Source organism: Photorhabdus sp. RW14-46 (genome assembly GCF_963887965.1).
Classification (GTDB): Bacteria; Pseudomonadota; Gammaproteobacteria; order Enterobacterales; family Enterobacteriaceae; genus Photorhabdus; species Photorhabdus laumondii.
The window spans coordinates 39,441-48,930 of record NZ_CAWPHH010000001.1 but is presented as its reverse complement, the minus strand read 5'-3'; the positions used below and the strand labels follow the sequence as shown (position 1 = coordinate 48,930).

At 43.7% G+C, this 9,490-nt stretch carries 7 protein-coding genes and 1 tRNA gene; 3 read left to right on the top strand and 5 right to left on the bottom strand.

Annotated elements, in window-relative coordinates:
• Positions 1 to 349: 349 nt before the first annotated feature.
• The 5 genes from AACQ38_RS00245 to aspA form a co-directional block, all read right to left on the bottom strand.
• Positions 350 to 425, bottom strand: a tRNA-Phe gene (locus tag AACQ38_RS00245).
• Between the two features lie 128 nt (positions 426 to 553).
• Positions 554 to 1,126, bottom strand: coding sequence for a division control transcriptional repressor DicD (gene dicD, locus AACQ38_RS00240; RefSeq protein ID WP_165577127.1), 573 nt, complete (start codon positions 1,124 to 1,126; stop codon positions 554 to 556).
• 17 nt (positions 1,127 to 1,143) lie between these two features.
• Entirely contained in the window at positions 1,144 to 2,871 is a 1,728-nt protein-coding gene (locus AACQ38_RS00235; protein ID WP_165577126.1) for a protein-disulfide reductase DsbD, read from the bottom strand.
• Between the two features lie 184 nt (positions 2,872 to 3,055).
• Positions 3,056 to 4,357, bottom strand: a complete 1,302-nt coding sequence (locus AACQ38_RS00230; RefSeq protein WP_113025816.1) for an anaerobic C4-dicarboxylate transporter — start codon at positions 4,355 to 4,357, stop codon at positions 3,056 to 3,058.
• Positions 4,358 to 4,497: 140 nt separating this feature from the next.
• The gene (aspA, locus tag AACQ38_RS00225) at positions 4,498 to 5,922 is read right to left on the bottom strand and encodes an aspartate ammonia-lyase (protein WP_165577125.1); all 1,425 of its coding nucleotides are present in this window, start codon (positions 5,920 to 5,922) and stop codon (positions 4,498 to 4,500) included.
• A 377-nt stretch (positions 5,923 to 6,299) separates the two neighbouring features.
• Between aspA and AACQ38_RS00220 the strand changes: the two genes are divergently transcribed.
• From AACQ38_RS00220 to groL, 3 genes are all read left to right on the top strand, one after another.
• Positions 6,300 to 6,788, top strand: a complete 489-nt coding sequence (locus AACQ38_RS00220; protein WP_011148252.1) for an FxsA family protein — start codon at positions 6,300 to 6,302, stop codon at positions 6,786 to 6,788.
• 197 nt (positions 6,789 to 6,985) lie between these two features.
• Complete coding sequence (locus AACQ38_RS00215; protein WP_011148251.1) at positions 6,986 to 7,279, top strand: co-chaperone GroES; 294 nt, start codon at positions 6,986 to 6,988, stop codon at positions 7,277 to 7,279.
• A 49-nt stretch (positions 7,280 to 7,328) separates the two neighbouring features.
• Positions 7,329 to 8,975, top strand: a complete 1,647-nt coding sequence (groL, locus tag AACQ38_RS00210; RefSeq protein ID WP_165577124.1) for a chaperonin GroEL — start codon at positions 7,329 to 7,331, stop codon at positions 8,973 to 8,975.
• Positions 8,976 to 9,490 lie beyond the last annotated feature (515 nt).

Below are 9,490 nucleotides of genomic sequence, written 5' to 3'. Positions count from 1 at the left end.
GTCTTTTCTACATAAATTCCTTGTTACAAGATGAGGAATTTTTTTGAACTGAGGCAATCTCTTATAACTAACCCTATTCTGATTAATAATAAGAAAGCCGAGCAACCAATAAACAATATTGTGTTAATTGATTGATTTTAGTTTGGATGGGTTGACAGTTGCAATAGAACTTGTAAATATTTCGTTCTAACGAAAATAGAACATCTGATTTCTCAGATATCCTGAATCTAGAACCCCTTTAATTAACATCAAAATATTGCATGATTGAATAATGCCACGCGATGCATTTTTAGGTTCCATTATCGAACGTCCGTTGAGCGTTTTTATCTCTCAACCAACGCACTTTGAATGGTGCCCGGAGGCGGAATCGAACCACCGACACGAGGATTTTCAATCCTCTGCTCTACCGACTGAGCTATCCGGGCAACGGGGCGCATTAAACCGTATTCAGCCTAAGTCGTCAATGCCTTTCTGATAAAAAATGATAAAAGCGGATTGACTGCCTTCTTTTTGCTCGGAATTTGTGTGGTTGTTCATCTTAGGCTGATTTTTGTTAACTTAACGCACCATTTTTGCGACATAAGGCAATAGCTAAAACATCTTCTGCTAGCAGTTTTGCCGTAGTGATATCACCAATATCCCGTTTGAGTAGTAGCTTACTCAGGCAGCCTTCCAGAATCAGCTCCATCTGTTTAGCAACGAGTTCGCAATCTTCAATATCCAGTTGATGTAATAGCTCAGTAGTGTAACGAGAAGAACTCTGTTTTTGTAATTCAGCTAATTGATGGATAGGGTGGTCAGGTTCAGGGAATGCGCTACAGGCTGCGATAAATAGGCAGCCTGGGTAGCGTTTCTCTTTTACTTTTTCATCAAGGGCTGTGTAACGAGCTAGTAGCTTCTGTTCTGGTGTTATATTTTCATCCAGTAATATCTGTCGCTGCCAGACTTCAATCTGTTGGCCGTGATAACGTAGACAGTCATAAAGTAGAGCTTCCCGATCGGGCCAGAATTGCTTGAGATATTCGATATCCATGTTAAGCGAGCCAAAAAGTACCTCAGTTGTGATGGATAAGCCATGTTGCTCCAGTAAGTTTAAGGCATGACTAAGAACTTGTTCTCGTTGCATGGTGTTCTCCTTCTGAGTCATTTTGGCAGATGTTGCAAATGTTCATTAAAGCGGGTGGCATCCATAAAGCCATTTACCCGTGAATCGGGGATCTCTTTCCCCTGAGAATCAAAAAACAAAATAGTCGGCAATCCCCGAACGCTAAGTTTTTCTAAAAGCTGCTTCTGCTGCGGGCTGTTGTTCGTGACATTGGCCTGTAACAGTAAGGTATCACCCAGTTGTGACTGAACTTGTGGATCGCTGAAAGTATATTTTTCAAATTCTTTGCAAGCGGTACACCAGTCAGCATAGAAATCAAGCATAACGGTTTTATGGCTGTTTTGTGTCATTATCTGTTCTAATTCCTGCCAGTTATTTATCTGGCGGAAATTTAGGCTGTGTTGCGACTGTTGTGTGACCGTTGTACCCCAAAACCAATCCTGCAATGGGCGAGTAGCTATCAGCATCAGAATTAACAATATCAGTTGTATGACTCGTACCCAACCGTTTTGGCTTCTAATCGTCAGAACAAATCCCCATCCTAGAAAACTGACTGCCAGCAGGCTCCATAATCGTATTCCCCATGCATCACCGATAACCCTTTCCAGCAGGAAAACGGGTAGTGCAAGAATAATGAAGCCAAAAGCTTCTTTAACATACTGCATCCAAGGCCCACTGCGTGGCAGGAGTTTGTGGCCAAATAGGGTGACAGCAATGAGCGGTAATCCCATTCCTAAAGCGTAAAGATAAAGGGTTAGGCCACCTGCCACGGTATTACCACTTTGAGCAATGTAAAGCAGAATCGCACTTAAAGGGGCAGTAGTACAAGGTGAGCAAATTAATCCCGCTAACGCCCCCATAGCGAATACGCCGAAAAGTGAACCGTTTTTTTGCTGGTTACTCCAGTTGACTAAGCGTGTCTGAACAGCGGAAGGCAGTTGCAGAGAATAGAGGCCGAACATCGACAGTGCCAGCAGTATAAACAATACTGATAAGCCGATCAGTACATACGGATGTTGCAGTGCGGCCTGAAATTGTAGACCCGCCGCTGCTACAATCAATCCAAGTAGTGTATAGGTGACTGCCATGCCTTGAACATAGCTTAGCGCTAACCAAAATATCTGTTTTAGGCTTTTAGGGCGTTGGCTGCCAAGAATAATGCTGGAAATCAATGGATACATCGGTAGTACACAAGGTGTAAAGGCGATACCGATGCCAATCAAAATTGCCCAGAGTGGTGAGAAAGGCAAATGTTGTTGATCATTCGATGCACTTTCTGGCGTTTTGTGAACAGGTTCAGCAGATATGGCGTCAGTTGTTTTTGATGGAATAACTGCACTCAATGGGACAAGGCGGGTTTCAGGTGGATAGCAATATCCTGCGGCGGCACAGCCTTGATAAGTGACAACGATATTGGAATTGTTGTTCGCCTTTGTAACAGGAACATTGACGATGAGTTGTTGGAAATAAACTTCAGTTTCACCAAAGAACTCATCTCGATGAGCTGTACCTTGTGGCAACGTGATTTTACCCAGTGTGGCCTGTTGCGGCTCAATATGAAGTTGTTTGCGATAAAGGTAATAACCCGGTTTGATCTGCCAGTCTAACGTCAATTTGTCGCCTTTTTGCTGAAAATCAAACATGAATGCCTGATCTACTGGCAAATATGGGTTTTGCCCCGGCTGTTCAAACAGTGCGTTTGCTGCCGCCGGGGTAAGAAGGGGGCTGCAAAGCAGCAAAAATAGCATCAGAGTACGTTTAATCATAAAGATAATGATCGCTAATCGAATGAAACAGACTCAGCACTATAACCGAAGGCGGCCAGACCAGAAAGTGTTCTGGTTAAGATTAAAACAGTTATCGAAGGTTTTCAGAGAAAATATATCGTTTGGGAGAGGGGAGTCAGGGGCGGTATACGCCCCTGGATTAAGTGGTTATTGGCAGCCAGAATTAGAGGATCATACTGCCGAATAGGAAACCGAAGGCAACAGCTAGAGCAACCCCAATGGTGCCAGGGATAAAGAATGGATGATTAAATACAAAACGGCCGATACGGGTCGTGCCGGTGTCATCCATCTGAACTGCGGCAACCAAGGTTGGATAGGTAGGCAGAATAAACAACCCAGAAACCGCTGAGAAAGAGGCAATGGCGGTCAATGGTGTGACGTTAAGAGCCAAAGCCATCGGCATCAACGCTTTTGCGGTGGCTGCCTGAGAATAGAGTAGGGCGGAGCAGAAGAAGAAAATGATCGCTAGCAACCAAGGTTGAGAGTGGATTAAGTCTCCAGCGGTGCCTTTAATCCAATCCATGTTTGCCTGAACAAAAGTATCTCCTAGCCATGCAACACCTAGAATACAGATACATGCGCTCATACCCGCTTTAAAGGTACTGGAGTTCAGAATGGCGTCAGTATCAACTGAACAGAACATCGTCGTGATAGTCGCGACACTCAACATAATGATCAGGATGGCGTGAGTGGTGTTCATCAGGGGTTCTTCAACCAGACCGATGCTTGGGCTATTGACGATAGCATAAATAACAACACTGATAACACCGGACAGGAATAACAGAACGGAAGCTTTAGCCCTTGGTTTAATCTCAATTTGTTTGCTGCCACGCAGAGTTACCAGGTTGTCTTCCAGGCGCTTTAAGTAAACTGGGTCATCAGACAACTTGGAATTAAACGCCCAGGAGATGATGAAAGACATCAGAACGATAGCGGCGAAAGTGGATGGTAATAGCACCATTAACAGATGGATATAGCTAACACCGTGGCCTTCCATCAGAGAAGACATATAAACGACCGCCGCGGAAATTGGTGAGGCGGTGATGCCAATTTGGGCCGCTACAACCGCAGTGGAAAGTGGACGGCATGGCTTAATGCCTTGCTCTTTCGCAACTTCAGTAATAACAGGCAGTGCTGACAGAGAGATGTTACCTGTACCTGCAAACAGTGTCAGGAAATAGGTAACGATAGGTGCGAGTATCGTGATGTATTTTGGATTTTTACGCAGCAGTTTTTCAGTTTGCTGAACCAGATAATCCAGACCACCGGCAACTTGCATTGCAGAGATAGCGGCGATAACTGCCATAATGATGGAAATAACATCAAATGGGATATGCCCTGGTTTAACGCCAATTGCAGCCAGCACCAGAACGCCAAGACCACCGGCAAATCCAATGCCAATTCCCCCTAATCTTGCACCCAGGAAGATGGCCAGCAGAACGATAATCAATTCTACGGCTAACATAATAGTGACTCCTTGAAATAATTAAAAATTTGAAAATTTTAGGTTAATACTTTGTGCATGTAGGGAAGTAAAAAGGCACGCTATCCAGTTGGAGTTGCGTGCCTTGTTGCTAAGAGCTATTTTTTATTATATTCAACAACTTAATCGTCAAAACGTTTTGCCTTGTAAGATGGGCATTTTAGGTTCTCTACAGAGAAGATGTCATCCAATTGAGTTTCGGTCAGTAAGCCTCGTTCCAGCACGACTTCACGAACACTTTTACCGGTTTCAGCACAAATTTTACCAACAATGTCACCATTATGGTGACCGATGAATGGGTTCAGATATGTCACGATACCGATCGAGTTGAATACGAAATTTTCGCAAACTTCTTTGTTAGCCGTGATGCCATTAACGCATTTTTCTACCAGGTTGCGGCAAGCGTTGCTTAGCAGGGAGATAGATTCAAACATGGCCTGACCGATAGCAGGTTCCATTACATTGAGCTGTAACTGGCCTGCTTCGGACGCCATAGTAACACAAATATCGTTACCAATAACTTTGAAGCAAACCTGATTCACAACTTCTGGAATAACCGGGTTCACTTTTGCTGGCATAATAGAAGAGCCTGCCTGTAATTCTGGTAGGTTGATTTCATTCAGGCCAGCACGAGGGCCAGAAGAAAGCAAACGCAGGTCATTACAAATTTTAGACAGTTTGACAGCCAGGCGCTTCAGAGCACCGTGGACCATAACGTAAGCCCCACAGTCAGAAGTGGCTTCAATCAGGTCTTCGGCTGGTACGCAAGGTAAACCTGAAACTTCCGCCAGTTTTTCAACCGCCAATTTCTGATAACCTGGTGCTGTATTCAAGCGGGTACCGATAGCAGTAGCGCCAAGGTTAACTTCCAGCAGTAATTCAGAGGTTCGGTTGAGGTTTTTAACTTCTTCTTTCAACAGGATAGAGAATGCGTTGAATTCCTGCCCCAGTGTCATGGGAACAGCATCCTGTAATTGGGTACGACCCATTTTTAGAATGTCATTAAATTCTCTGGATTTTTTATCGAAACCCACAATTAACAGCTCAATAGACTCGATCAGTTTCAGGATGGAGTTATAAACCGCGATGCGGAAGCCAGTTGGGTAGGCGTCGTTAGTTGACTGGCTTTTATTCAGATGGTCATTGGGATTCAGGTACTCATATTCGCCTTTTTTATGGCCTAACAGTTCCAGACCAATGTTTGCCAGAACCTCATTGGTATTCATGTTGAGTGAAGTACCGGCACCGCCTTGAAACACATCGACCGGAAACTGATCCATGCATCTGCCGGTATAGAGCACTTCGTCACATGCTTTGATGATGATGTCAGCAATTTTTTTAGGAATAGTTTGTAGCTCTTTGTTAGCTAAGGCTGCGGCTTTTTTTACCATCACCATGCCACGGATGAATTCGGGTACATCATTAATGGTGTTGTTACTGATATGGAAGTTTTCAATCGCACGTAAGGTGTGAATACCATAATAGGCTTCAGCAGGGACTTCTCGTTTACCTAACAGGTCTTCTTCGATACGAATGTTGTTTGACATGAGAACCTTCTTATTAGATGACGTTTTTACTGTCTAATTATGCGTTCATTAAATCATTATGTTGCCAACTGCAATAGTTGTGATATGAACTTTTTATCACTGGATTGCCGGCGTGATCATATGCTGGTTAGCAATAAATGCCTTGAATCTGGATCACTTTATAGTGGTATTTGTTTAGTCTGATTTGATATATGTGATATTTATCACAATTTTGTGTCTAATTAGAAAGATTTTCAGTGGATTGAAAACGATAACTGTGACCCCAATTATATCTTTAATAAACTGAAAAAATATTAATTTGGTTGTCCCTTGGATTTTGTTGATATGATTTATTCAGGATACAACCTGTTCATCCAAATCAATTGAAGGAGCACCAAGTGCGTTGGTTGCCATTTATCCTGATATTTTTGCTTGTCTATATCGAGTCAGCCTTATTTGTGCGTGTTGCCTCTGAACTAGGTGTACTGTTAACTCTGTTACTGGTGTTGTTTACTTCTTGTATCGGTATCTCTCTGGTACGCAGTCAGGGCATAAAGAATTTTATCCAGATCCAGCAGAAGCTGATTAATGGGGAGAGTCCGGCTGCGGAAATGATAAAGAGCGTCTCTCTTTTACTGGCGGGTTTCCTGTTACTCCTCCCCGGTTTTTTTACGGATTTTCTTGGATTGCTGTTGTTATTGCCACCGGTTCAAAAAACATTAGTGATGAAACTGATGCCACATATCAATTTCTATCGTCCTCATAATAGCGGTGGGTTTAGACGGGATAGTAATACTTTTGAGGGGGAATACGAGCGTAAGCAGGATGACCCTTCCCGAACGTTGAAAGACCATAAACCCGATGACGACGAGCATAAGCCTCATTGATAAGCGGCCATTTTCTGAATGTTTGGTTTAATCATCGGTTTTTTTCTGTGGGCAAGAAAAAAGTAAAATATTTTTTTGCCTGCCCTTGAAGTATCATAAATAGGCCCCCATTTAATTTATTATGATACTGGTTTAATGAAAGCGTACTGGTATCAATCCTCTTACCTGATATGGACTTTCTTATAGGAGAGCTATCAATGAATATTCGTCCATTGCATGATCGTGTAATCGTCAAGCGTAAAGAAGTTGAATCAAAATCTGCTGGCGGTATTGTGCTGACTGGCACTGCTGCGGGTAAATCCACTCGTGGCGAAGTTTTGGCTGTGGGCAATGGCCGCATCCTTGAAAGCGGTGATGTAAAAGCACTGTGTGTGAAAGTTGGAGATATCGTTATTTTTAACGATGGTTACGGTGTTAAATCAGAGAAGATCGACAACGAAGAAGTGTTGATCATGTCTGAAAGCGACATTCTGGCAATTGTTGAAGCGTAATTGTTGCGCTTAGATCTTCTTAACTGAACGAATTTAAAGGAAAGAAACAATGGCAGCTAAAGACGTAAAATTTGGTAGCGATGCTCGCGTTAAGATGCTACGTGGTGTAAATATTCTTGCTGATGCAGTAAAAGTAACCTTGGGCCCTAAAGGCCGTAATGTTGTGCTGGATAAATCTTTCGGTGCTCCTGCAATCACTAAAGACGGCGTTTCCGTCGCTCGTGAAATTGAACTGGAAGACAAGTTCGAAAACATGGGTGCTCAGATGGTGAAAGAAGTTGCCTCTAAAGCGAATGATGCTGCGGGCGACGGCACAACAACAGCAACTGTATTGGCTCAGTCTATTGTTACTGAAGGTCTGAAAGCCGTAGCCGCTGGTATGAATCCAATGGATCTGAAACGCGGTATTGACAAAGCCGTGGTTGCAGCAGTGGCAGAACTGAAAAAACTGTCCGTACCTTGCTCAGATTCCATCTCTATTGCTCAGGTAGGTACTATCTCCGCGAATTCCGACGAAACTGTGGGTAAATTGATCGCAGAAGCGATGGATAAAGTCGGTAAAGAAGGTGTAATCACCGTTGAAGAAGGTACTGGCCTGGAAGACGAGCTGGATGTCGTTGAAGGTATGCAGTTTGACCGTGGTTACCTCTCTCCTTATTTCATCAACAAACCAGAAAACGGTTCTGTTGAATTAGAAAACCCATATATTCTTCTGGTAGATAAAAAAATCTCCAACATCCGTGAACTGTTGCCAGTTCTGGAAGGTGTAGCTAAGGCAAGCAAGCCTTTGCTGATTGTTGCGGAAGATGTTGAAGGTGAAGCACTGGCAACTCTGGTTGTTAATACCATGCGTGGCATCGTCAAAGTTGCTGCGGTCAAAGCGCCTGGCTTCGGTGATCGCCGTAAAGCAATGCTGCATGACATCGCTGTCTTGACTAACGGTAATGTTATTTCTGAAGAGATCGGCCTAGAGTTGGAAAAAGCAACGTTGGAAGATCTGGGTCAGGCAAAACGTATCGTTATCAACAAAGATACCACAACCATCATTGATGGCGTTGGTGAAGAAGATGCAATTAAAGGCCGTGTTTCTCAGATCAATCAGCAGATCAAAGAGTCCACTTCTGATTACGACCGTGAAAAACTGCAAGAGCGCGTAGCTAAACTGGCTGGTGGTGTTGCTGTTATCAAAGTTGGTGCTGCAACAGAAGTTGAAATGAAAGAAAAACGCGCTCGCGTTGACGATGCTCTGCATGCAACTCGCGCAGCAGTAGAAGAAGGCGTGGTAGCTGGTGGTGGTGTTGCACTGGTTCGCGTTGCAGCGGCTATTGTTGGTCTGAAAGGCGATAACGAAGATCAAAACGTAGGTATCCGTGTTGCAATGCGCGCGATGGAAGCTCCTCTACGTCAGATCGTTGACAACTCAGGTGAAGAGCCATCTGTTATCGCAAACAACGTGAAAGCAGGTGAAGGCAACTACGGTTATAACGCAACGACTGAACAGTATGGCGATATGATCGCAATGGGTATTTTGGATCCAACCAAAGTGACCCGTTCTGCACTGCAATTTGCAGCATCTATCGCTGGTCTGATGATCACCACTGAATGTATGATCACTGACCTGCCTAAAGATGATAAAGCTGATTTAGGTGCAGCAGGCGGTATGGGTGGCATGGGCGGTATGGGCGGTATGATGTAATAGCCGCATAGGTCGCTAGCCGAGCGGGTTACGTCCATCGTGGTCACCGATTAATATCATGGTGAATATTCCCACCCCGCTAAAATAGCATTTAAAAAAATCCGATATCCGGGCTGAGGTTCAAGCTTGGATATCGGTCTCCGGGTCTGATTTCAGATAGGGGTGAAAGCCTCCTGTATTTCCGTAATATTTATGAAAAACGTACGTTGAAGTGGTGTTGCTCCCAGTGATGTTGCCCCCAATATTGTGATGAAACGGCATCGTGTTTACCAAGTAATAAGTCCACTAGGATAGCTAAAGTACTTTCCCGTCAACTTTATTTTTGCTGATGTTTCAATGAACGATACAAGAGTCTGCTCTTGTTATAACGTTCTCTTCTCCTATTTCCTTCTGTAGTGCTGCTATACTCGTGATTAAAGTTTGTGCAATGCTGCACCTAAACCTGAACCATGTGAAACTGTGGTTTTACAAAGTGATTGCCCTCTTCATTAGCTTAAAAAGCGATTCAAGGTGTT